We start from the raw sequence: 21774 nt of genomic DNA on the forward strand, positions 1-21774 counted from the left end.
TGGACCCGCTTCAAGAGGGATCGCTCGGGTGTCATATCCGCCTACGTGGTGATCTTCTTCTTCGTCGTGGCGATCGGCGCCCCGCTGATCTCCAATCCACCGCGGCGGGGGCGAGACCGGTGTCGAAGATGAAGGTGCGGGCCGCGTTGACCAGGTGGTCGATGACCTGTGCGGAGCCAAGGACGGCGCCGCCCTGGCTGCCGAACGACTTGGAGAGCGTGACGGTCACCACGACGCCCGGATCGCCCGCGAGCCCCGCCGCGTGCGGGGCGCCCCGACCGCCTTCGCCGAGGACACCGAGCCCGTGCGCGTCGTCGACGACCAGCCCGGCGCCGTGCTCCCGGCAGGCGTCCGCAAGGCCGCCGAGCGGGGCCGCGTCGCCGTCCACCGAGAAGACCGTGTCGGACACGACGACGGCCGGTCCGGTGCGGGTGCCGAGCGCCTTGCGTACGGCGTCCGGGTCGGCGTGGGCGACGACCTGGGTCGTCCCGCGGGCGAGCCGGCAGCCGTCGATGAGCGAGGCGTGGTTGCCCGCGTCCGAGACGATCAGCGAGCCGTGCGGCGCGAGCGCGGTGACCGCGGCCAGGTTGGCGGCGTACCCCGAGGAGAAGACGAGCGCCGACTCGAATCCGCAGAAGTCCGCCAGCTCGCGTTCGAGTTCCCCGTGCAGTTCGGTGGTGCCGGTGACGAGCCGGGAGCCGGTGGCGCCGCCGCCCCAGACGCGGGCCGCGTCCGCCGCCGCGCCGGTGATCTCGGGATGGCGGGCGAGGCCGAGGTAGTCGTTGCTCGCGAGGTCCAGGAGCGGGGAGTCGGCGGGGCGCGGCTTCAAGGTCCGTACGAGGCCTGCTCGACGGCGAAGACAGTCCTGCTCGTCGATCCAGCCGAACGGCGATCCCGCCATGTGTCCTCCGCGCCTCGGGTGTCTTGTTTTGTAGGCAGTTCACAGACCCTAGCGGCCCCCTCTGCCGCCCAGGATGTGGCAATACCCACACGTCGAACCGTCTCTGTTGTGCAAACTCTCCTTGGCCCGGACCGGTCGCATACGTCAGGATCGGGCCTCATGGACCTGCTGAACACGCTGGTGGACAAGGGGCTTCGGCGCGAGCTGCCGACCCGCGACGAGGCGCTGGCCGTACTGGCCACGTCCGACGACGACGTGCTCGACGTGGTGGCCGCGGCCGGCAAGGTGCGCCGGCACTGGTTCGGCCGCCGCGTGAAACTGAATTACCTGGTCAACCTCAAGTCCGGCTTGTGTCCCGAGGACTGCTCGTACTGCTCGCAGCGCCTCGGTTCCACGGCCGGCATCCTCAAGTACACCTGGCTCAAGCCGGACGAGGCCTCACAGGCCGCGGCGGCCGGGCTGGCCGGCGGCGCCAAGCGGGTCTGTCTGGTGGCCAGTGGCCGCGGCCCGACGGACCGTGACGTGGACCGGGTCTCCGACACCATCAAGGCGATCAAGGACCAGAACGAGGACGTCGAGGTCTGCGCCTGTCTGGGGCTGCTCTCCGACGGTCAGGCCGAGCGGCTGCGCGAGGCGGGAGCCGACGCCTACAACCACAACCTGAACACGTCCGAGGGGACGTACGGGGAGATCACGACCACGCACACGTACGCCGACCGGGTGGACACGGTCCAGAAGGCGCACGCGGCCGGCCTGTCCGCCTGCTCGGGTCTGATCGCGGGCATGGGCGAGAGCGACGAGGATCTCGTCGACGTCGTCTACGCCCTTCGTGCACTGGACCCCGACTCGGTCCCGGTCAATTTTCTGATCCCCTTCGAGGGCACCCCGCTCGCCAAGGAGTGGAACCTCACCCCGCAGCGGTGTCTGCGGATCCTCGCGATGGTGCGGTTCGTCTGCCCCGACGCGGAGGTGCGCATCGCGGGTGGCCGCGAGGTGCATCTGCGCACAATGCAGCCGCTCGCCCTGAACCTGGCCAACTCGATCTTCCTCGGCGACTACCTCACGAGCGAGGGCCAGGCCGGCAAGGCCGACCTGGACATGATCGCGGACGCCGGGTTCGAGGTGGAGGGCGCGGGCGAGATCACGCTGCCCGAGCACCGTGTCGCGGCGGCCGGCGGCTGCGGGTCGCATGCGGGCGCCGGTTGCGGGTCGCACGAGGGTGCGGGGTGCGGATCGCACGAGGGCGGCGGCGTGTGCGGCACGGCTGCCGTGACGGCTGCGGCTGCTCCGGCTGCGGCGGCGCCCACGGACGCGTCCGAAGCGCGTACGGATCTCGTCGCGGTACGCCGCCGGGGTGCCGGAACGGATCTCGCGCCCAATGCCTGACCTGTCCGTTCCCGAGCTGCTGGACCTCGACCGGCGGCACGTCTGGCACCCGTACGGGCCGATGCCCGGACGCCAGGAGCCGCTCGTCGTGGAGGCGGCGAGCGGGGTGCGCCTGCGGCTGGCGGACGGCTCGGGCGAGCTGGTCGACGGGATGTCGTCCTGGTGGTCGGCGATCCACGGCTACAACCACCCGGTGCTCAACGACGCGGCGCGCGGCCAGCTGGAGCGCATGAGTCATGTCATGTTCGGCGGGCTCACGCACGAGCCCGCCGTACAGCTGGCGAAGCGTCTTGTCGACATGTCTCCCGAGGGTCTGGAGCATGTCTTCCTCGCGGACTCCGGTTCGGTCTCCGTCGAGGTCGCCGTCAAGATGTGCCTGCAGTACTGGCGTTCGCTCGGCCGTCCCGCCAAGCAGCGGCTGCTGACCTGGCGCGGCGGCTATCACGGCGACACCTGGCAGCCGATGTCGGTGTGCGACCCCGAGGGCGGGATGCACGAGCTGTGGCAGGGCGTGCTGCACCGGCAGGTGTTCGCCGACACGCCGCCGGCGGCGTACGAGGAGTCGTACGCCGATCATCTGCGTGAGCTGATCGAGCGGCACGCCGACGAGCTGGCCGCGGTGATCGTGGAGCCGGTGGTGCAGGGCGCGGGCGGTATGCGCTTCCACTCCCCCGCCTATCTGCGGGTGCTGCGCGAGGCGTGCGACGCGCACGACGTGCTGCTCGTGTTCGACGAGATCGCGACGGGGTTCGGCCGCACGGGTGCGCTGTTCGCGGCGGACCACGCGGGCGTGACGCCGGACGTGATGTGCGTCGGCAAGGCACTGACCGGCGGCTATCTGACGATGGCGGCCACGCTGTGCACGGCCCGGGTGGCCGACGGGATCTCGCGGGGCGAGGTCCCGGTGCTCGCCCACGGGCCGACCTTCATGGGCAACCCGCTCGCCGCCGCCGTGGCCTGCGCCTCCGTCGACCTGCTGCTCGCCCAGGACTGGCAGACCGAGGTCAAGCGCATCGAGACGGGGCTGCGGGAGGGGCTGGCGCCGGCGGCCGACCTGCCGGGCGTCCGGGACGTCCGCGTCCTCGGCGCGATCGGTGTCGTCCAGCTGGACCACGACGTCGACATGGCGGCGGCGACGAGGGCGGCGGTGCGCGAGGGCGTCTGGCTGCGGCCGTTCCGCGACCTCGTCTACACGATGCCGCCGTACGTCACGGGCGACGCGGACGTCGCCCGGATCACGCGCGCAGTGTGCGCTGCCGCGCAGGAAGGCTGAGCCGGAGTGTCGGTACTGGTGATCACCGGAACGGGCACGGAGGTCGGCAAGACGATCACGACCGCCGCCGCCGCGGCGGCGGCGGTCGCCGCCGGACGCTCCGTGGCCGTGCTCAAGCCCGCCCAGACGGGTGTACGACCGGACGAGCGCGGCGACGCCGACGAGGTGGTCCGGCTCGCGGGCCCCGTCGCGGCGCGTGAACTCGCGAGGTATCCCGAGCCGTTGGCGCCCGGGACCGCCGCGCGCCGGGCCGGTCTCGCGCCGGTGCGGCCGAAGGAGGTGGCGGAGGCGGCCGCCGAGCTGGCGACCGCGTACGACCTCGTGCTGGTCGAGGGCGCGGGCGGTCTGCTCGTCCGCTTCGACGACGAGGGCGGCACGCTGGCCGACGCCGCCCGGCTGCTGTCCGCACCGGTGCTGGTGGTTGCCGCGGCGGGGCTCGGCACGCTGAACACGACCGAGCTCACCGCCCATGAACTCCGCGCCCGCGGGCTCGACTTCGCGGGCGTGGTCATCGGCAGCTGGCCCATGTCCCCCGACCTCGCCTCCCGTTGCAACCTCGCGGACCTCCCGGCGGTGGCCGGGGCCCCGCTGCTCGGCGCGGTGCCCGCGGGGGCCGGAGCCCTGCCACCCGCCGACTTCCGCAAGGCGGCGGCGAGTTGGCTGGCCCCGCGGCTCGGCGGGACATGGGACGCGGAGGCGTTCGCGGCGCGGGAAACACGGCAGACGTAAGGGCGGCGTCATGGGCACGGGCTACGAGCACGAACATCTGCTGCCGCTGGTGAAGGCGCTCCTCACCGCCGGAAACCGGCTGCAGCCGCACCCGGCCACCGACCAGCCCTTCCGGCCCAGCCAGGGCGGCCCTTACTGCCCTTTGGTCGATCCGATCGACTTCGACGTCGTCAGAGACCTTCCCCGGCGGGCCGAAGTGCTGCTCGACGAGGACAACGACGCGATCTTCTGCCGGCATTGCTGGGCAATGATCTACGGCGGCGACCACGTGCACGAGACGCTGTTCCAGCGCCGCTGACACCGGCTCTCACCCCCCGTCCTCCCCCACCTGCCCCAGCAGCCGCACCAGCTCGATCCGTGAGCGGATGCCCAGCCGGGTGAAGACGCCGCGCAGGTGGTGGTCGATCGTTCGTGGACTCAGCAGCAGACGGCCGGCGATTTCCCGGTTGGTGGCTCCGTCGGCGGCCATACGGGCGACCAGGAGCTGCTGGGCGGTGAGGCGGCCGGCGAGGTCGTCGGCGCCGCGCGCGGGTGCGGCGGGTTCGCCGAGGGCGCGCAGTTCGGCGCGGGCCCGGGCCGCGCAGTGCGGGGAGCCGAAGTGCTCGAAGGCTTCGAGGGAGCTGTGCAGCCGGTCGCGGGCCTCGGTGCGCCGGCGCAGCCGCCGCAGTGCGCCGCCGAACAGCAGCTCCGTGCGGGCGCGTTCGAACTCCCGGGTGCCTACGGCATGCAGGTCGAGTGCGGTGCGGTAGTGCTCGACGGCGTCCTCCCCGGGGGCGAGGAGGGCTCGGCAGCGGGCGCTGAGGGCCAGGTCGTCGGGGCTGCGGACGGTGCGTGCCCAGTGGTCGTAGTCGGCGTGGGCGGCCACCGCGACCCGGGTGTCGCCGGTGTGGACGGCGGCTTCGACGTAGAGCGGGGTGGCGAGGTGGCGGATGGCCCGGTGGCCGTGTCCGGGGCCGTATCCGGCGAGCGCCCGCAGCCGGGCGGCGAAGCGGCCGGCGGTGAGGTCGAGGAAGGCGAGGGCGAACAGCGACAGCGCGGCGGGCAGGCCGAGTCCGCGGGCCAGCGCGTATGCGCGGGCGGCCTCGGCACGCTCCCGGCAGACCTCCTCCTCGCCCGCGACGGCCGCGAACAGGGCGAGGGCAGCCTGCAGATGGCAGGCGCCGTTGTCCTGGCCGGTGGCGTACGCCTGCCGCAGCGCCTCCAGTGCCCCGGCCTCGGCGGCGCGCGGACGTCCGGTCCAGAAGTCGGCGTAGGCCCGGAACTCCATGGCCTGCGAAACGGTGACCGTCTCGCCCCTGGCCCTCGCCGCGGCGGCCGCCCGCACCGTGGCGGTGGCGGCTGCGGTGTGGTCGCCGAGCATCAGCGCCGCTATCCCGGAGTGGATCAGCAGGGTGGGGTCGCCGCCGGGGCCGCAGCGTCCTGCGGTCGCCCGGAGTGCGCTGCGCGCGTCGTCGTAGCGCCCCTCGAAGGCTGCCGCGAGTCCGCCGAGCGTGCCGGGCGGCGCAAGCCCGAACCGGTCGGCGACGGCGGCCGCCTCGCGGCATCGGCGCAGGTCCCCGGTGTAGATGACGGCTTCGGTGGCCCGGGCGAGCAGGTGCACGGCTGTGTCGGGACGGTCCGCGAGGGCGCCGTCGCCCGCGAGGCGGACCGTCGCCGTCAGCAGTGCGTCGAACGCTTCCGCGGCGTTCCCCGCGCGTAGAGCGAGCAGTCCGCCGAGGGCGTCGTCGTCGGTGCGGGCGACGAGGCGGCGGGCGCGGTCGCCGTCTCCGGAGTGCCAGGCGTCGGCGGCGGCCTGCCCGAACAGCCGTGTGCGGTCGCGGAGTTCGGGTGCCAGGGTGGCGGCGCGCTCGGCGAGGGCGCAGGCCAGCGCCGGTTCGCCGGCGGCACGCACCGTGTCGGCGGCGACGCGCAGTTCGGCCGCGAGCCGTCGGCTGGGGCCGAGCGCGGCGGCGCCGCGGTGCCAGGACCGCCGGGGTGATTCACCTGCGTCGCACAGCACCCGGGCGAGCAGCTGGTGGGCCTCGCGCCGGTCCTCGGCCGAGGCGGTCTCGTAGGCGGCGATCCGCGTCCACGGGTCGCGGAAGACGATCCCGCCGGCCGTGGCATGGGCGAGCCCGGCGGCCTCGGCCGCGTCGAGGGGCCGGGTGTCGAGCCGGGCCGCGGTGAGCGCGCGCAGGAAGGCGTGGGTGGTGACCGGGTACTGGTCGGCCGCGGCGAGCAGCAGGAGCCGTCGGGTGTTCTCGGGCAGTGCGCGGATCTCGCGCCGGTGTCCGCGCAGCAGGGCGGGCGCCAGGGTGGCGGGCTCCGCCGGGAGGGGTTCGAGGCCGGTGAGCTGGGACTCGCTCAGGACCGAGGCGAGTTCCACGGCGGCGCGCGGGTCGCCGTACGCGGCACGAAGCACTCGTACGCGTACGCCCTCGGAAAGTGGGGGGCCGAGGTGCTGCCACGCGTGCGTGTCGTGCTGTGCCGAAGTCTGCGGAAGAGGCGGGGGGTTCCACGGAGGCGCCACGATCTTGATGTTACTGGTGGGTTAACTGACTAGTAAAGACCGGCGATTTCACCGATGCGGCGCGCGTGGACCCGGCCGGGCACTCCGGGAAACCCCACCCGTATCAGGAGGCACCATGCAACGCCGCATGCGCCGTATCGCCGCGGTCCTCTCGGCCGTGACCGCCTCGCTTCTTCTGTCCCTCTCCCTGACCGCCTCCCCCGCTCAGGCGGCCACCCACAACCCGATCGTCTTCGTGCACGGGATCAGCAGTTCGTCGAGCAGCTGGGACGACTGGATCGCCGACTTCGAGGCGGACGGCTACACCGCCTCCGAGCTGGACGCGTGGTCCTACGACTGGTCCCAGTCGAACGTGACCACCGCGCAGCAGCTGGCCACCGAGGTCAGGAGCGTGCTCGCCCGGACCGGCGCCTCCAAGGTGGACCTGGTCGTCCACTCCATGGGTGCGCTGAGCGCGCGGTACTACCTCAAGAACCTCGGCGGGACCGCGTACGTCGACGACTTCGTCTCCGCCGCCGGGGTGAACCACGGGACCACGACGGCCTCCTGGTGCAAGTGGCTCTACACGTCCTGCGCGGAGATGTACACCGGCAGCTCGTTCCTGACCTCGCTGAACTCCGGGGACGAGACACCGGGCAGCGTCTCCTACGCCGGCTACTGGTCGAACTGCGACGACGCGCTCACCCCGGACACCACCGCGATCCTGAGCGGCGCCACCAACGTCGAGGTCGGCTGCATATCGCACACCGACATGAACAACGACTACGGCGTCTACGGGCAGGTGCGCGACTTCGTCGCCTGACGGGTCCGCGCCCCCGCCGTGCGGTCCCGGACCGACCGGAACCGCTCGGCGGGGGTGCGGCGCACCGACCCGGGGCACAATCGGGGTAAGGCCCGTCCGCCCCGGGAGGTCCCATGCCGCTACGGTCCGCACGCTCCGGCAAGGTGCCGCGGGACGCAGTCCACCATCCGCTGTTCGCCCGCTACTACGCCCGCATCAGCGTGAGCGCCGAGACCCGGTTCGGGATGGGCGGCGTGCGCGATCGGCTGCTGGCCGGGCTGTCCGGCCGGGTCATCGAGATCGGCGCGGGCAACGGCCTGAACTTCGCGCACTACCCGAGCACCGTCTCGGAGGTCGTGGCGATCGAACCGGAGCGCCTGCTGCGGCAGCTGGCCGTGGAGGCGGCCCTGCGCGCGGACGTGCCCGTCGACGTGGTGCCGGGCGCAGCGGAGGCGCTGCCGGTCAAGAGCGAGGCGTTCGACGCCGCGGTGGTGTCGCTGGTGCTGTGCAGTGTGCGGGACGTGCCACGCGCCCTCGGTGAACTGCGGCGGGTGCTGCGGCCGGGCGCCACCGTGCGGTTCTTCGAGCACGGCAGGGGCGGCGGGCGCGCGATGAGCTCCGCCCAGCGCGGCCTGGACCGCACGCTGTGGCCGCGGCTCAACGGCGGCTGCCATCTGGCCCGGGACCCGGTCGCCGCGCTGCGCGACGCGGGGTTCGAACTGGGCCCCTACCAGCGGCTGTTGATGCCGGAGAAGGGGCCACGGCTGCCCACCTCGTACTGCGTGCTGGGCAGTGCGTGGCGCCCTCGCCTCTCCGAGGAAGAGGCCTCCCACAAGGCAGCGTCATAGGCTCCAGCGGCGCAATTCGCGCGCGATGTCGGCGACGGTCGCGTCACCGCCCTTGACCAGCCGCGCGAGTTCCCGGACCTGCTCGGGCGAGGTGACGACCTTGAGGCCGCTCGCGACGAGATAGGCGTAGGCGACGGCCGTGGCGAACATCGCGTTGGAGCGTTCGAGCGCCGGGACGTGCAACAGGAGCTGGAGCAGCGCGGCGGCGCGGCGGTGGGGGGTGTCGTAGACGGGAATGCCGAATATCTCCGCCTCGTGCCGGCTGACGGCGGCGACGAGGGCTCCCCAGTCGGTGACCTGGGGGTCTCCGGGCGTCTTCTGTTCGGCGATCATGAGAAGCCAGGCAAGGTCGACTCTGAGACTGCTCAAGGGATCAGTGACGACCTTCGCGGGTGCCTTCGCGGTCCGCGCCGAACTCCTCGGCGAAGACGGATCCGTACTGCTTCATGAAATCGGCGGCGGCCTCGACGAAGGTGTGTCCCACTTCGCCGGTGTCCTGCCTGACCAGTTCCTCGATGTAGCGGTTCACACTCATGCCGCGCTCCAGGGCTCGTTCACGGGCGGCCCGGGCGGTGCCCTCGTCCACCCGTACGTTCAGCTGCGTCTTCGCCATACCTCGAAGCTAGCGCTGCAGCGCTAGCACCGGCAAGAGGATCCGAGGACCGCCCCTGGGTGCCCCTTACACGGGTATCAGGGACCCACCCTGGGGTGGAGCATGCCCGGCACCTCGGGGGGATACCGACTGTGCCTCGGATCACATTAGGCTCGGGCGGGACAAGGGAGTCGGGACGTCCATCACTGAGGAGGCGGCCTTGTCCACAGCAGCTGCGGAGCACCCTGCAGGCCGGCCGGGGGCCGACGGGACCGCCGCCCGCGCCCGCGGTCTGACGAAGGCGTACGGCACCGGTGAGACGGCGGTGCTCGCGCTCGATTCGGTCGACGTGGACATCACGCGCGGCCGCTTCACCGCCGTGATGGGGCCCTCGGGCTCCGGGAAGTCCACCCTCATGCACTGCCTGGCGGGACTCGACACGGTCTCGGCGGGACAGGTATGGCTCGGCGACACCGAGATCACCGGGCTGAAGGAGCGCGAGCTGACGCGGCTGCGCCGGGACCGGATCGGCTTCATGTTCCAGTCCTTCAACCTGATCCCGACACTGAACGCCGCCGAGAACATCACGCTGCCCATGGACATCGCGGGCAAGAAGCCCGACGAGAAGTGGCTGGACCAGGTCATCGACACGCTGGGGCTGCGGGACCGGCTCAAGCACCGGCCCGCTCAGCTGTCCGGCGGTCAGCAGCAGCGGGTGGCCTGCGCGCGGGCGTTGGCCTCCCGGCCCGAGCTGATCTTCGCGGACGAGCCGACGGGCAACCTGGACTCGCGCGCGGGCCTCGAGGTCCTCGGCATCCTGCGCGACGCGGTGGACGGCCTGGGCCAGACCGTGGTCATGGTCACCCACGACCCGGGCGCCGCCGCCCACTCCGATCTGGTGCTCTTCCTCGCCGACGGGCGGATCGTGGACGAGATGGCGCGGCCGACGGCGGAAGCGGTGCTCGAACGGATGAAGCGTTTCGACACGATCCGGGCGAACTACGACGGTGACGCTGACCTTCACGCGGTCGGCGACGGTGACGCTCACACGGCCGGCGACGGCGCCTCCGACGACGTATCCCTCGACAAGGACTGAGGCCGTGCTCAAGGCGACCCTGCGGAGCTTCCTGGCACACAAGGGGCGGCTGCTCCTGTCGGCGTTGGCCGTCGTCCTGTCCGTGGCGTTCGTCGCGGGCAGTCTGATCTTCTCGGACACGGTCACCCGCACCTTCGACCGGCTCTTCGCCTCCACGTCGGCCGATGTGGTCGTGAACCCGAAGGACGATCTCGACTCGCAGATCTCCTCCGGGGCCACCGCCACGGTGCCCGCCTCCCTCGCGGAGCGGTTGAAGAAGATCGACGGCGTCGCCGCGACCCATGTGGACGCCTCCGTCCAGAACATCACGGTGGTCGACAGCGACAACGACGCGGTCGGACCGACCACCGGGGCCCCCACCATCGTCACCAACTGGGAGGTCACCGACCGCAGTCCGGTGAAGCTGACCTCCGGCCACGCCCCGCACGGGGCCGCCGAGGCGCTCCTCGACGCGGACACGGCGAAGAAGAAGCACGTGCGCATCGGCGACACCCTGACGGTGCAGCCGCGCGCCCACCCCTTCAAGGTGAAGGTCGTGGGCATCGCCACGTTCACCACCACGAACCCGGGCGCCGCGCTCGTCTTCCTCGACACCCCCACCGCGCAGACGAAGCTGCTGGGCAGCGCCGGCGCGGCCACCAGCATTTCGCTGGACGCCGCGAAGGGCGTCAGCGACGACGTGCTCAAGCAGCGCGTCGCGGCCGAACTCGGCTCGAACACCTACGACGTGAAGACCGCGGACGAGCAGGCCAAGTCCGACGCGGCCGACATCGGCGGCTTCCTCGACGTCATCAAGTACGTGATGCTCGGCTTCGCCGGGATCGCCGTCCTCGTCGGCGTCTTCCTCATCGTCAACACGTTCTCGATGCTCATCGCCCAACGCACCCGCGAGCTGGGCCTGCTGCGCGCGCTGGGCGCCGACCGGCGGCAGGTACGCCGGTCCGTCCTCACCGAGGCGGCACTGCTCGGCCTGGTCGGCTCGACGCTCGGGCTCGCCGCGGGCATCGGGCTGGCGGCCGGACTGATCGAGCTCATGGGCGTGTTCGGCATGAACCTCAAGTCGACCGAGATGGTGATCGGCTGGGTGACCCCTGTCTCGGCGTACGTCGTCGGAGTCGGCGTCACGTTCGTGGCCGCGTATCTCCCGGCCCGGCGCGCGGCCGGCGTCTCCCCCATGGCGGCCCTCGCGGACGCCGAGATCGCCGGTGTGGGAAAGCCGTTGCGGGTACGGGCGATCGTGGGCGCGATCGTCGGAGCGGCCGGTGCCGCCGCTCTCGCGGGATGCGCCGCGGCGACGAAGACCGCGTCGGCGGCGTCCCTGCTGGGGCTCGGCGTGGTCCTCACCCTCATCGCGACCGTGATCGCGGGACCGCTGCTGGTCCGCCCGGTGATCCGGGTCCTCGGCGCCGGTTTCCCCGCCCTGTTCGGCTCGGTCGGCCGGATGAGCCAGCGCAACGCGCTGCGCAATCCGCGGCGCACCGGCGCCACCGCGGCCGCCCTCATGGTGGGCCTCGCACTGGTCGGCGGCATGTCCGTGGCCAGCGCCTCCATGAGCAAGTCCTTCGACCAGCAGATCGACAAGTCGCTGGGCGCCGACTTCGTGGTGCAGAACAGCAACTTCGTCCCGTTCACCCAGGAGATCGCCGCGAAGGTGAGCGCCACGGACGGCGCGGGACTCGTCGTACGACAGCGGTACACGCCGGTCGCCGTTCACCTTCCGGACGGCAAGCGCGTCAAGACGGCCGCCGCTGCCTACGAGCCCCGGCTCGACGACGTCGCCCACATCACCTATGCGCAGGGAAACACCGCCGCGGCGCTCGCGGACGGCGCCCTCGGCATGGACGTGGACTTCGCGAAGGACCACCACGTACGGATCGGCAGCACGATCTCCGTCGAGTTCCCGGCCGGCCGCAGAGCCGAGCTGAAGGTGGGCGCGCTCACCGACCAGGACGGCTCCGACGGGTTCGGGATGCAGGGCGGTCTGTTCTTCGGGTTCGGGACCATCGAGAAGTACGTGCCCGGCGCGCAGGACCTGGCGCTGTACGTGAACGCCAAGCCGGGCACGAGCGAGGACCAGCTGCGCGCCCATCTGGACAAGACGCTCGATCCGTACCCCCAGGTTCAGGTGCGCGACATCGCCGACTACAAGCAACTGGTCCACGACCAGATCGCCGTGCTGCTCTACCTCGTGTACGCGCTGCTCGGCCTCGCGATCGTCATCGCGGTGCTCGGCGTGGTCAACACCCTTGCCCTGTCGGTCGTGGAGCGCACCCGCGAGATCGGACTGCTGCGCGCCATCGGGCTCGCCCGACGTCAGCTGCGCCGGATGATCCGGCTGGAGTCGGTGATGATCGCCGTGTTCGGCGCGGTCCTGGGGCTCGCGCTGGGGCTGGTGTGGGGCGTCTGCGTACAGCAGGTGCTGGCACTGCAGGGCATGAAGGCGCTGGCCGTGCCGTGGAGCACCATCGTCGGGGTGGTGGTGGGTTCGGCGGTCGTGGGCATCGTGGCGGCACTGCTGCCCGCACTGCGCGCATCGCGGATGAACGTACTTGCGGCGATCGCTCACGAGTGATCGACTCTCAACTCCACCACCATCGAGGAGAGTTCATGCCGCGGCCGTTCCGATTCGGTGTCAACCTGCTCTCCTCCGCGCCCGCCGAGGAGTGGCGCGCGAAGTGCCGCCGGGCCGAGGCGCTGGGATACGACGTGCTCCTGGTCCCCGATCACCTCGGCATGCCCGCCCCGTTCCCGGCGCTGGTCGCCGCGGCCGAGGCGACCGAGCGGCCGCGCGTGGGCACGTTCGTCCTCAACACAGGTTTCTGGAACCCGGCGTTGCTGGCCCGCGAGGTCGCGACCACGGACGCGCTGACGGGCGGGCGCCTCGAACTCGGGCTGGGCACCGGCTACGTACAGGCCGAACACGACACGGCAGGCCTGCCGTTCGGCACGCCGGGCGAGCGCGTCGACCATCTTCTGCGTACGGTCGAGGAGTTGGACCGGCTTCTCGGTTCGCCCGAGCACCAGCCGCGGCCCGTGCAGAAGCCCCGGGTTCCGCTGCTGATCGGGGGCAACGGCGAGCGGATGCTGAAGCTGACCGCCGAGCACGCCGACATCGCGGCGTTCGCCGGGGCGCGCTCGGTGGCGGGCAGCACGACGGGCGCGCTCGCGCCGCTCACCGCCGAGGAACTCGACGAGCGCGTCGCCGCCTACCGGCGGTTCGCGACCGGCCGCGCCGAGCCCGCCGAGCTGAACCTGCTGCTCCAGCTGGTCGCCGTCACCGAGGACCGCAGCGCCGCGGTGCAGGATCTGCTCTCCCGTGTTCCGCAGCTGACCGAGGAGCAGGTCCTTGATCTTCCGATCGTCCTCGTGGGGACCGTGGAGGAGATCACCGCACAGCTGCGGGCACGGCGGGAACGGTACGGATTCTCGTACCTGACCGTCCTGGAACCGCACATGGAGGCGTTCGGGGCGGTCGTCGAGGCGCTGCGCGGGGAGTGATCCGGGGGCTGTCCGCGTCGCGGAATCCGGCGGTTCGAGGACGATACGCTCACGGGATGCTCGAGAATCCTCCTCCCTGCCCGAAGTGCTCGTGCGAGTACACCTACGAGATGAACGCCCTGATGGTGTGCCCCGAGTGCGGCCACGAATGGGTCCCCGCCGAGGCCGGCACCGAGGGCGCCGACGTGGCCGGGGACCGCGTCGTCAAGGACGCCGTCGGCAATGTGCTCCAGGACGGCGACAGCGTGGTGGTCGTGAAGGCGCTCAAGGTCAAGGGGAGTCCGTCGGGGATCAAGGCCGGCACCAAGGTGCGCAACATCCGGCTGGTCGACGGTGTCGACGGCCATGACATCGACTGCAAGGTCGACGGCTTCGGGGCGATGCAGCTCAAGTCGAGTGTGGTCAAGAAAGCCTGATCGCACGAGGGGCCCCCGTGCGGGGCCGCCAAGGCCGTAGTCGGATGCGGAATTGCTAAATTTCGCAATTCGTTAGATGCTTTGTTGGCTGTGCTCGCAGGTAGCCGCGGGCACAGCCTTTCGCATCCGCCCCGGCGTGGGGCCTTGAGGGGAAGCCGAGGGGTCGTGTCCGTACCGCCGCACCAGGCGAAGACCGAGTTCTTCTCGACCCTGCGGGAAGCCGAGGCCGTCGCGCGATGACCACGGCATTCAGCCGGGCGCGGGCCCGATTCACCGCGCTGCTGCCCGGCCGAGGCGACCTGGCTCAGATGCGGCGCGACCCACGCCGGGACCTGCTCGCGGGGCTGACCGTCGCGATCGTCGCACTGCCGCTCGCGCTCGGCTTCGGTGTCTCCTCGGGTCTTGGCGCGGAGGCGGGCCTGGCGACCGCCGTGGTCGCGGGCGCGCTCGCCGCGGTCTTCGGCGGGTCCAACCTCCAGGTGTCCGGCCCGACGGGTGCGATGACGGTGGTCCTCGTGCCGATCGTGGACCGGTACGGGCCGACCGGGGTGCTCACCGTCGGCCTTGTGGCGGGTGTCATGCTCGTCGGTCTGGCCGCGCTGCGGGCCGGTAAATACATGCAGTACGTGCCCGCCCCAGTCGTCGAGGGTTTCACCCTCGGCATCGCCTGCGTGATCGGTCTGCAGCAGGTTCCGAACGCCCTCGGCGTGCCCAAGCCCGGGGGCGATCGCGTGCTCGTGGTGACCTGGCGGGCTGTCGAGGCGTTCGCCAGGACCCCGAACTGGACGGCCATCGGCTTCGCGATAGCGGTGGCCGCCGTCATGCTGCTCGGCGCCCGCTGGCGGCCGACCGTCCCGTTCTCCATCGTGACCGTGATCGCCGCGACGGCCGTCGCACAGCTCGCGCACCTGGACGCGGCGAAGCCGATCGGCGAGCTGCCCTCGGGGCTGCCCCTGCCGGATTTGTCCTTCCTCGACCTCGGCTCGCTCGGGTCGCTGCTCGCCCCGGCCGTGGCGGTCGCCGCCCTGGCCGCGCTGGAGTCACTGCTGTCGGCCTCGGTGGCCGACGGCATGACCGTGGGCCAGCAGCACGACCCGGACCGGGAGCTGTTCGGGCAGGGTCTGGCCAACATCGCCGCGCCGCTGTTCGGCGGTGTCCCCGCGACCGGCGCGATCGCCCGTACCGCGGTCAACGTCCGCACCGGCGCGACTTCCCGGCTGGCCGCCCTCACCCACGCCGCGGTCCTGGCCGTGATCGTCTTCGCCGCCGCCCCCCTCGTCTCGAAGATTCCACTGGCCGCCCTGGCGGGTGTCCTGCTGGCAACCGCGATCCGCATGGTCGAGGTGAGCTCGCTGCGCGCCATGGCCAAGGCGACCCGCTCGGACGCACTCATCCTCGTCCTCACCGCCGCCGCGACCCTGGCCCTCGACCTCGTCTACGCGGTCATAGTCGGCCTGGTCGTGGCGGGTGCCCTCGCCCTGCGCGCCGTTGCCAAGCAGGCCCGCTTCGATCAGGTGCCGCTGGACCGAGGCGACCACAGCGCCGAGGAACACGCGCTGCTGGCCGAGCACATCGTGGCGTACCGCATCGACGGTCCGCTGTTCTTCGCCGCCGCGCACCGCTTCCTGCTGGAGCTGACCGAGGTGGCCGACGTTAGGGTTGTCATCCTGCGCATGTCGCGGGTCTCCACGATGGACGCCACCGGAGCGCTGGTCCTCAAGGACGCGGTGGAGAAGCTGAAGCGGCGCGGCATTCTCGTCCTCGCCTCCGGGATCCGCCCCGGCCAGCGTCAGGTCCTCGACTCCGTCGGCGCGCTGGACCTGCTGCGCCACGAGGGTGGGGAGTACGCCACCACGCCCGAGGCGATCCGGGGCGCGCGCGACCACCTGGAGTCGGCCGGTGTCCTTTCGGCCGTCCCGGCCCAGCCGGTTTCGGCCGGCAGCGAGGAAGCGGCCCGATGAGTATCCGTCCCGCCGTAGTGCGTATGACCGAGGTCTCCGGCGCGGATTCGGCGTGGCCGGTGCCGCACGCGAGGATAGGGCGCATGTTCTTGACGAGTGGTTGGATGCGATGCGCCGAGGCCCGGCCGCTGAGGCCGTGCCGCTGCACAGGGGAGGGGACGGCACGGTGAGTACGCCGTTGTACCAGCTGAAGGCCGAGTTCTTCAAAACCCTCGGTCACCCGGCCCGTATCCGCGTCCTGGAACTGCTGAGCGAGCGCGAGCACGCGGTCGCCGAGATGCTGCCCGAGGTGGGGATCGAGCCGGCGCATCTCTCGCAGCAACTGGCCGTGCTGCGCCGGGCGAACCTGGTCGTGACGCGCAAGGAGGGCTCGATGGTGTACTACTCGCTGACGAGCCCGCATGTGGCCGAGCTGCTGCGGGTGGCACGCACGATCCTGTCGGGTGTGCTGGCCGGCCAGGCCGAACTGCTCGCCGACCTGCAAGCGGCCCGCACCGAGGGGAAAGGGCCCTCGTAGCGTCGGCCGTCGTAGCGTCGGCCTGCGAACCGCGGCCGTCTCCTGCGAGTTGACAGCGCCGACGCCCGCGTCGGCGAAGAACTCGTCGCGTACCTCGCCGTTGGCCGGATGCCGAACTGGTCGTCGCCTCCCGGCCGTTGGCCGTCACCGGCGTCTACAGGCACCTTGCACCCGAGGCTGCTGCCTGCCTCCTCACCTGGCCCGCGAGGCCGGACAGCCGTGCCACGAGAGCCTTCCGAAACACCTCCTTCATCCACGAAGTATTTAGGGGTAACGACTCGCTCCTAGCGTCCCCCGTCATGGACATGAGGATGAACAGCTCTCCGCACAGAGCACGCCTGTCCTTCCCGACTTCGTCGCCGTGCCTCAAAGGCGAGACACCTCCGCAGGCAGTCCCCCACCCGCAGCAAGGAGGCGTGGCATGAGCACCGAGCCGCGACTGGCAGAAGTGACCGAGCCGGTACACGCGCAGAAGACAGCGCCGGGTGCCGACCAGTCCGCGAAAGAGACCCTGGAGGACTACACCCTCCGCTTCGCGCCCCGCAGTTACCGCCGCTGGACCCCGATGGTCGTGGCGACGACCGCGCTCGGCGGCATCGCCTACATGGCCGACTTCTCCATCGGCGCCGGCATCGGGCTGGCCCACGGCACCGGAAACGCGCTCGTGGCGATCGCCGTGGCCGCCGTCGTCATCTTCGTCACCGGCTTCCCGCTCGCCTACTACGGCGCCCGCTACAACATCGACCTGGACCTGATCACCCGCGGCTCCGGCTTCGGCTACTACGGCTCGGTCCTCACCGGTGTCATCTTCGCCAGCTTCACCTTCATCTTCTTCGCCCTCGAAGGCTCGATCATGGCCCAGGGCCTCAAGCTGGGCCTCGGACTGCCGCTGTGGCTGGGCTATTTGGTCTCCACGCTGATGGTGATCCCGCTGGTGATCTACGGCATGAAGGCACTGAGCAAGCTGCAGGTGTGGACCACACCGGTCTGGCTGCTGTTGATGATCGCCCCGCTGGTCTATCTCATCTCCACCGACCCGGGCACGGTCGACCGCTTCCTCGGCTATGCCGGCACGGACGGCGACGGCGGCGTCAACACCGCGTCGGTGCTGCTGGGCGCGGGCGTGTGTCTGTCGCTGATCGCGCAGATCGGTGAGCAGATCGACTACCTGCGCTTCATGCCGCCCAAGACCGAGGCGAACAAGCGCACTTGGTGGACCGCGGTGGTCATGGCCGGCCCCGGCTGGGTGGTGCTCGGCGCCCTGAAGCAGGCCATCGGCGTCTTTCTCGCCGTGTACATCCTGGCCAAGGTCGGCCCGGCCGCCGCGACCGAGCCGATCCAGCAGTTCCGCAGCGCCTTCGACGCGATGATGCCGTCCTGGCTGGTCCTCCCGCTGGCGGTGGCACTCGTCGTGATCAGCCAGATCAAGATCAACGTGACCAACGCCTACTCCGGCTCCCTGGCCTGGACGAACTCCTTCACCCGCATCACCAAGCACTACCCCGGCCGCATGGTCTTCGTCCTGGTCAACCTGGGCTTCGCGCTCGCCCTGATGGAGGCCGACATGTTCAGCTTCCTCAACGACATCCTCGGCTTCTACTCGAACTGCGCGATCGCCTGGGTGGTCACCGTCGCCACCGACATCGGCATCAACAAGTACCTGCTCAAACTCTCCCCGCTCCAGCCGGAGTTCCGCCGCGGCATGCTCTACGCCGTCAACCCGGTCGGCGTCGTCTCCTTCGTCGCCGCCTCCGGTCTGTCCATCGCCCTGTACTTCCACGCCCTCGGCGACACCCTCCAGCCGTACTCCCCCGTCGCCGCCGCCGTCATCGCCTTCGTCCTCACCCCGCTGATGGCCGTAGTCACCAAGGGCAAGTACTACCTGCGCCGCTCCGACGACGGCATCACCGAGCCCCTTCTCGACCCGGAGGGCAATCCGAGCGCGGTCACGTATGACTGCCACGTGTGCCGGCAGGAGTTCGAGCGCCCGGACGTGGCCGCCTGCCAGACGCACGACGCCGTCGTCTGCTCCCTCTGCCTGAGCACCGACAAGGCCGGCGACCACGTACTTTCGGCCGCACCCGCCGTCACGTAACACCCCTGGGCACGCTTCCCACCCGGAAGCGACAGAAGGGCTCCCGCAACGCACATCCTTGCGGGGGCCCTTCCCGCGCCGACCGCACCGCGAAGCAGAGAAACCGCTCGCGGCACAAGCCGGCACTCTGCTTGGCTCACCCCATGAGCGATCTCCACATCCGCCACGCCACCCACTCGGACATCGACACCGTGCTGCGGTTCTGGCGTGACGCCGCGGAAGGAACCAGCATCAGCGACGACCACGACGGGGTGGCCCGACTCATCACGCGCGATCCCGAAGCCCTGCTCCTCGCAGAGCGGGACGGGCTCCTTGCCGGAACCGTGATAGCCGGCTTCGACGGTTGGCGCTGCTCCGCCTACCGACTCGCCGTGCACCCCGGCCACCGTCGGCAGGGCATCGCCACCGCCCTGCTGGAAGCAGCAGAACAACGCTTCGCCGCCCTCGGCGGACGACGCGTCGACGCCATGGTCCTGGAGGCCAACGAACAGGCCCACCACACCTGGGCCGCAGCCGGCTACCAGCGCGAGGACCACTGGCGTCGCTGGGTCAAGCCCCTGTAATCACAGACCGCCGGATGATGGTGAGCTGCCAGGATTCGAGGCGTAGCGCCGCAGCGGACGAGTAACTTTGCCGATCCTTTACCATGGAGGATCAATCGTCCCCCTGACCGAAAGGTGTGAGCGTCCGCCCATGGGCGAGCCTCCCCGTATCCGACATCGCGCGATCCCCCCGTCCCTGGCCGATCATGGGACGGAGGTGACCCGATGACCGAAGTGCTCCTGCTCGGATTGGCGATCGTGCTCTCGCTGGCCTGCGGCGCGTTCGTCGCGGCGGAGTTCTCCTTGACCACCGTCGAGCGCAGCGAACTGGAGCGAGCCGTCGAGCGCGGTGAGCGCGGTGCCTCGGGCGCCCTCAAAGCCGTACGGAATCTGACGTTCCAGCTCTCCGGCGCCCAGCTCGGCATCACCGTCACCAACCTAGTGGTCGGCATGCTCGCCGAGCCGTCCATCGGCCGGCTCATCGCGGGCCCGCTGGAGACGATCGGCGTTCCGCCCTCCGCCTCCACCTCGCTGGCGCTGGTCATCGGTACGGCCCTGTCGACGGTCTTCCTCATGGTCGTCGGCGAGCTGGTGCCCAAGAACTGGGCGATCTCCTCGCCGCTGGCCGTCGCCAAGCGTGTGGCGACGCCGCAGCGCTGGTTCAGCTCCGCGTTCCGCCCGTTCATCTCGCACCTCAACAACACCGCCAACCACGCCGTACGCCGTTTCGGCCTCGAACCCGCCGAGGAGCTCGCCTCCGCGCGCGGACCGCAGGAGCTGGTGGCCCTCGCCCGGCACTCCGCGAAGGCCGGCGCCCTGGAGGCGGACACCGCGGAACTGTTCGTGCGCACCCTGAACCTGGCCGACCTGACCGCCGAGAACGTGATGACCCCGCGCGTCCAGGTCATGGCGCTGGACGTCCAGGCCACCTGCGAGGACGTGGCGAACGCGACGCGGGCGACGGGGCTTTCCCGCTTCCCCGTCTACCGCGGCAACCTCGACTCGGTCGTCGGCGTCGCCCACATCAAGGACGTGCTGGCCGTGCCCGCCGACCGACGGGCCCGCCACCCCGTCGCCCAGCTCATGCGCGAGCCCCTGCTCGTTCCGGAGTCGCTGACCGTCGACCGGCTCCTCGACCGGCTGTCCGGCAAACGCACGATGGCCGTCGTCATCGACGAGTACGGCGGCACCGCGGGCGTCGCCACCCTGGAGGACATCGTCGAGGAGGTCGTCGGCGAGGTACGCGACGAGCACGACCCGCACGAGACGTCCGACCTGGCCGCGGCCGGCGCCGACGACGACGGCCGCGCCCTGTACTCGGCGGACGGCGCCGCCCGCACCGACCAGCTCGCCCGGGTCGGGCTGCGGGCACCCGACGGGCCCTACGAGACGCTGGCCGGTCTCGTCGCGACCGAGCTCGGCCGTATCCCCGCCGTCGGTGACACCGTCGAGGTCGTCGGCTGGCGGCTCGACGTGGTGGACGCGTCGGGCCGACGGGCCGCTCGCGTGCTGCTGCACGCGCCGTTCGCCGAGGACGAGGAGGAGGCGCGATGACCGCCGTGCAACTGCTGATCGGCCTCGCGACGCTCGTCGTGAACGCCTTCTTCGTGGGCGCCGAGTTCGCACTGATCTCGGTACGCCGCAGCCAGATCGAGCCGCATGCCGAGGAAGGCGACCGCCGGGCGCGCAGCGTCCTGTGGGGCCTGGAGCACGTCTCCGCTCTGCTGGCCGCCGCGCAGCTCGGAATCACCCTGTGCACGCTGGTCCTCGGCGTGGTGGCCGAGCCCGCGATCGCGCACCTTCTGGAGCCCGTGTTCCACGCGGTCGGCGTACCGGAGAGCGCGGGTCACGCGGTCTCGTTCGTCATCGCGCTGACCCTGGCGACGTATCTGCACATGCTCCTCGGCGAGATGGTGCCGAAGAACATCGCGCTCGCCGAGCCGGTGCGCACCGCGCTGCTGCTCGGCCCGCCGCTGGTGGCGCTGTCCCGGGCACTGCGGCCGGTGATCTTCACCATCAACGCGTTCGCCAACACGCTGCTGAAGCTGCTGCGGGTGGAGGTGAAGGACGAGGTCGCCGCGACCTTCACCGACGACGAACTGGCCCGGCTGGTGAAGGACTCCAGCGCCGCCGGGCTCATCGACGACCGTGCCCAGGAGCGGCTGCACGACGCGCTGGAGCTCGGCCGCCGGCCCGTGCGCGACGTCGTCCTCCCGCTGGAGCGCATCGTCTACGCGCGCGTGGGCGTCACGCCCGAGCAGCTGGAGCAGCTGTCGGCCGAGTCCGGCTTCTCGCGCTTCCCGGTCGTGGACGAGGGCCGCCGGATCGTGGGCTATCTGCACGTCAAGGACGCGCTGGACGCCATGCCGAGCGACCTGCCCTTCCAGGTCCGGGACATGCGGCCCATCGCACGCGTGCGGGAGAGCACACCGCTGGACGACGTGCTCACGGCGATGCGCCGCAGTCGCACGCACCTCGCGGCCGTGCTCGGCAGTGACGGACTCCTGGCGGGTCTGGTGACCATGGAGGACGTGCTGCGGGAGCTGTTCGGGCAGCCGGTCTGAGGCCGTCGTGGTGGCCGCGCTCACGGCGGGTGACCGGTACATCGGCCAGGACCTGGCGGTGTCGGG

The 21774-nt window shown here is 71.2% G+C and carries 19 protein-coding genes and 2 pseudogenes; 17 read left to right on the forward strand and 4 right to left on the reverse strand.

Annotation, left to right across the window (positions count from 1 at the left end; genetic code table 11):
- Nucleotides 1-93 (forward strand): annotated as a pseudogene (locus ABZS97_RS36420) (ABC transporter permease); the annotation flags it as partial.
- 7 nt (nt 94-100) lie between these two features.
- Here the strand turns inward: ABZS97_RS36420 and ABZS97_RS36425 are convergent.
- Nucleotides 101-901: pseudogene (locus ABZS97_RS36425) on the reverse strand (8-amino-7-oxononanoate synthase); the annotation flags it as partial.
- Nucleotides 902-1060: 159 nt separating this feature from the next.
- Here ABZS97_RS36425 and bioB point away from each other — a divergent pair.
- The 4 genes from bioB to ABZS97_RS36445 are packed head-to-tail and all read left to right on the forward strand — an operon-like array spanning nt 1061 to nt 4587.
- Complete coding sequence (gene bioB, locus ABZS97_RS36430; protein WP_356145043.1) at nt 1061-2287, forward strand: biotin synthase BioB; 1227 nt, start codon at nt 1061-1063, stop codon at nt 2285-2287.
- The gene (locus ABZS97_RS36435; RefSeq protein WP_356145045.1) at nt 2280-3560 is read left to right on the forward strand and encodes an adenosylmethionine--8-amino-7-oxononanoate transaminase; all 1281 of its coding nucleotides are present in this window, start codon (nt 2280-2282) and stop codon (nt 3558-3560) included. The genes bioB and ABZS97_RS36435 overlap by 8 nt, the downstream gene beginning before the upstream one ends.
- 6 nt (nt 3561-3566) lie before the next feature.
- The gene (bioD, locus tag ABZS97_RS36440; RefSeq protein ID WP_356145047.1) at nt 3567-4289 is read left to right on the forward strand and encodes a dethiobiotin synthase; all 723 of its coding nucleotides are present in this window, start codon (nt 3567-3569) and stop codon (nt 4287-4289) included.
- A 10-nt stretch (nt 4290-4299) separates the two neighbouring features.
- Nucleotides 4300-4587 carry a hypothetical protein gene (locus tag ABZS97_RS36445; protein WP_356145049.1) on the forward strand — a complete coding sequence of 96 codons (288 nt, stop codon included), beginning with the start codon at nt 4300-4302 and terminating at the stop codon, nt 4585-4587.
- A gap of 9 nt (nt 4588-4596) precedes the next feature.
- Here ABZS97_RS36445 and ABZS97_RS36450 read toward each other — a convergent pair whose 3' ends face one another.
- The gene (locus ABZS97_RS36450; protein WP_356145079.1) at nt 4597-6690 is read right to left on the reverse strand and encodes a helix-turn-helix transcriptional regulator; all 2094 of its coding nucleotides are present in this window, start codon (nt 6688-6690) and stop codon (nt 4597-4599) included.
- A gap of 223 nt (nt 6691-6913) precedes the next feature.
- On the opposite strand from ABZS97_RS36450, the gene ABZS97_RS36455 reads away from it, so the two are divergent.
- Nucleotides 6914-7600, forward strand: coding sequence for an alpha/beta fold hydrolase (locus tag ABZS97_RS36455; RefSeq protein WP_356145051.1), 687 nt, complete (start codon nt 6914-6916; stop codon nt 7598-7600).
- Between the two features lie 113 nt (nt 7601-7713).
- Complete coding sequence (locus ABZS97_RS36460; RefSeq protein ID WP_356145053.1) at nt 7714-8427, forward strand: class I SAM-dependent methyltransferase; 714 nt, start codon at nt 7714-7716, stop codon at nt 8425-8427.
- Here the strand turns inward: ABZS97_RS36460 and ABZS97_RS36465 are convergent.
- Both ABZS97_RS36465 and ABZS97_RS36470 read right to left on the reverse strand, forming a co-directional pair.
- A complete protein-coding gene (locus ABZS97_RS36465; protein ID WP_356145055.1) occupies nt 8422-8796 on the reverse strand; it encodes a fic family toxin-antitoxin system, toxin component in 375 nt (124 codons plus the stop codon). The two genes, ABZS97_RS36460 and ABZS97_RS36465, sit on opposite strands and share 6 nt — an antisense overlap.
- A gap of 4 nt (nt 8797-8800) precedes the next feature.
- Complete coding sequence (locus tag ABZS97_RS36470) at nt 8801-9040, reverse strand: toxin-antitoxin system HicB family antitoxin (protein ID WP_356145057.1); 240 nt, start codon at nt 9038-9040, stop codon at nt 8801-8803.
- 199 nt (nt 9041-9239) lie between these two features.
- Between ABZS97_RS36470 and ABZS97_RS36475 the strand changes: the two genes are divergently transcribed.
- The 10 genes from ABZS97_RS36475 to ABZS97_RS36520 all read left to right on the forward strand — a co-directional run bounded on the left by ABZS97_RS36475 (nt 9240) and on the right by ABZS97_RS36520 (nt 21708).
- Nucleotides 9240-10115 (forward strand): ABC transporter ATP-binding protein, encoded by an 876-nt coding sequence (locus ABZS97_RS36475; protein ID WP_356145059.1) that lies wholly within the window; start codon nt 9240-9242, stop codon nt 10113-10115.
- Nucleotides 10116-10119: 4 nt separating this feature from the next.
- On the forward strand, nt 10120-12687 hold the full coding sequence (locus ABZS97_RS36480; RefSeq protein ID WP_356145061.1) for an FtsX-like permease family protein: 2568 nt from the start codon (nt 10120-10122) through the stop codon (nt 12685-12687).
- A gap of 35 nt (nt 12688-12722) precedes the next feature.
- Entirely contained in the window at nt 12723-13613 is an 891-nt protein-coding gene (locus ABZS97_RS36485; protein ID WP_356145063.1) for an LLM class F420-dependent oxidoreductase, read from the forward strand.
- A gap of 56 nt (nt 13614-13669) precedes the next feature.
- On the forward strand, nt 13670-14029 hold the full coding sequence (locus tag ABZS97_RS36490) for a zinc ribbon domain-containing protein YjdM (RefSeq protein ID WP_356145065.1): 360 nt from the start codon (nt 13670-13672) through the stop codon (nt 14027-14029).
- Between the two features lie 236 nt (nt 14030-14265).
- On the forward strand, nt 14266-15990 hold the full coding sequence (locus ABZS97_RS36495) for a SulP family inorganic anion transporter (RefSeq protein WP_356145067.1): 1725 nt from the start codon (nt 14266-14268) through the stop codon (nt 15988-15990).
- A 166-nt stretch (nt 15991-16156) separates the two neighbouring features.
- Nucleotides 16157-16507 (forward strand): metalloregulator ArsR/SmtB family transcription factor, encoded by a 351-nt coding sequence (locus ABZS97_RS36500; protein WP_356145069.1) that lies wholly within the window; start codon nt 16157-16159, stop codon nt 16505-16507.
- Between the two features lie 421 nt (nt 16508-16928).
- Nucleotides 16929-18602: an allantoin permease gene (locus tag ABZS97_RS36505; protein WP_356145071.1), complete on the forward strand. Its 1674-nt coding sequence runs from the start codon at nt 16929-16931 to the stop codon at nt 18600-18602.
- 143 nt (nt 18603-18745) lie between these two features.
- Nucleotides 18746-19165: a GNAT family N-acetyltransferase gene (locus tag ABZS97_RS36510; protein WP_356145073.1), complete on the forward strand. Its 420-nt coding sequence runs from the start codon at nt 18746-18748 to the stop codon at nt 19163-19165.
- A gap of 204 nt (nt 19166-19369) precedes the next feature.
- Nucleotides 19370-20698, forward strand: coding sequence for a hemolysin family protein (locus ABZS97_RS36515; protein ID WP_356145075.1), 1329 nt, complete (start codon nt 19370-19372; stop codon nt 20696-20698).
- Nucleotides 20695-21708 carry a hemolysin family protein gene (locus tag ABZS97_RS36520; RefSeq protein WP_356145077.1) on the forward strand — a complete coding sequence of 338 codons (1014 nt, stop codon included), beginning with the start codon at nt 20695-20697 and terminating at the stop codon, nt 21706-21708. The genes ABZS97_RS36515 and ABZS97_RS36520 overlap by 4 nt, the downstream gene beginning before the upstream one ends.
- Nucleotides 21709-21774 lie beyond the last annotated feature (66 nt).

The organism is Streptomyces sp. NPDC005485, assembly GCF_040606085.1.
Lineage (GTDB): Bacteria > Actinomycetota > Actinomycetes > Streptomycetales > Streptomycetaceae > Streptomyces.

Excerpts from the sequence above, each read along its gene's own strand:
- bioB (WP_356145043.1), top strand. The coding sequence starts at position 1,061 with ATGGACCTGCTGAACACGCTGGTGGACAAGGGGCTTCGGCGCGAGCTG.
- ABZS97_RS36435 (WP_356145045.1), top strand. The coding sequence starts at position 2,280 with ATGCCTGACCTGTCCGTTCCCGAGCTGCTGGACCTCGACCGGCGGCAC.
- ABZS97_RS36445 (WP_356145049.1), top strand. The coding sequence starts at position 4,300 with ATGGGCACGGGCTACGAGCACGAACATCTGCTGCCGCTGGTGAAGGCG.
- ABZS97_RS36455 (WP_356145051.1), top strand. The coding sequence starts at position 6,914 with ATGCAACGCCGCATGCGCCGTATCGCCGCGGTCCTCTCGGCCGTGACC.
- ABZS97_RS36460 (WP_356145053.1), top strand. The coding sequence starts at position 7,714 with ATGCCGCTACGGTCCGCACGCTCCGGCAAGGTGCCGCGGGACGCAGTC.
- ABZS97_RS36470 (WP_356145057.1), bottom strand. The coding sequence starts at position 9,040 with ATGGCGAAGACGCAGCTGAACGTACGGGTGGACGAGGGCACCGCCCGG.
- ABZS97_RS36485 (WP_356145063.1), top strand. The coding sequence starts at position 12,723 with ATGCCGCGGCCGTTCCGATTCGGTGTCAACCTGCTCTCCTCCGCGCCC.
- ABZS97_RS36490 (WP_356145065.1), top strand. The coding sequence starts at position 13,670 with ATGCTCGAGAATCCTCCTCCCTGCCCGAAGTGCTCGTGCGAGTACACC.
- ABZS97_RS36495 (WP_356145067.1), top strand. The coding sequence starts at position 14,266 with ATGACCACGGCATTCAGCCGGGCGCGGGCCCGATTCACCGCGCTGCTG.
- ABZS97_RS36505 (WP_356145071.1), top strand. The coding sequence starts at position 16,929 with ATGAGCACCGAGCCGCGACTGGCAGAAGTGACCGAGCCGGTACACGCG.
- ABZS97_RS36510 (WP_356145073.1), top strand. The coding sequence starts at position 18,746 with ATGAGCGATCTCCACATCCGCCACGCCACCCACTCGGACATCGACACC.
- ABZS97_RS36515 (WP_356145075.1), top strand. The coding sequence starts at position 19,370 with ATGACCGAAGTGCTCCTGCTCGGATTGGCGATCGTGCTCTCGCTGGCC.
- ABZS97_RS36520 (WP_356145077.1), top strand. The coding sequence starts at position 20,695 with ATGACCGCCGTGCAACTGCTGATCGGCCTCGCGACGCTCGTCGTGAAC.